The sequence below is a fragment of the Curtobacterium caseinilyticum genome, assembly GCF_030363035.1.
Taxonomy (GTDB): Bacteria; Actinomycetota; Actinomycetes; order Actinomycetales; family Microbacteriaceae; genus Curtobacterium; species Curtobacterium caseinilyticum.
Genome location: NZ_JAUCMN010000023.1, coordinates 1 through 574 on the forward strand (window position 1 = coordinate 1; position 574 = coordinate 574).

2 protein-coding genes are annotated in these 574 nt (G+C 69.7%); both read right to left on the bottom strand.

The features are described 5' to 3' along the window. Window positions 1-3: 3 nt before the first annotated feature. Window positions 4-195 (bottom strand): DUF2273 domain-containing protein, encoded by a 192-nt coding sequence (locus QUG93_RS15985; protein WP_289475615.1) that lies wholly within the window; start codon window positions 193-195, stop codon window positions 4-6. Continuing rightward, window positions 188-574: Asp23/Gls24 family envelope stress response protein (locus tag QUG93_RS15990; RefSeq protein WP_289475616.1), on the bottom strand; the 387-nt coding region annotated here is incomplete at its 5' end. The genes QUG93_RS15990 and QUG93_RS15985, both read right to left, overlap by 8 nt.

The following is a 574-nucleotide window of genomic DNA, read 5'->3' on the forward strand; positions in this document are numbered from 1 at the left end:
CGCTCACCGGGAGCTCCGGCGTCCGGTCAGCACGTCCGTCAACGCGCCGCGGTCGATCTTCCCCGTCGCCAGGGCGGCGACGAGGGCGCCGATGAGGCCGAACACGATCACCAGGACGAAGCCCCAGAACCCGAACTGCAGTGCCACGACGGCGAGGATCGCGCCGATCAGCGCGCCGACGAGTGTGTTACTCAACGCGGGACTCCTTCTTGTCGTCGTTGTCGTCGTCGTCGCCCGGGATGAAGACGTCCTGGACGGTCACGTTGACCTCCGCGACCTCCATGCCGACGATCTGCTGCAGCGCACGCGCGACCGAGGAACGGACCCCGTCGGCGACCTCCTGCAGCGACACCGGGTACTCGGCGACGATCACGACGTCCGCGGCGACCTGCTTCTCGCCGACCTCGACCTTGACGCCCTGACCGTGGTCGTGCTGGCCGATCCGGTCGCGGAGCGCGCCGATCGCACGAGCGGCGCCGCCGCCGAGCGAGTGCACGCCGTTGACCTCACGAGCAGCGATGCCCGCGACCTTCGACACGACGGTGTCGTCGATCGTGGTCTTGCCCGCGGTGCC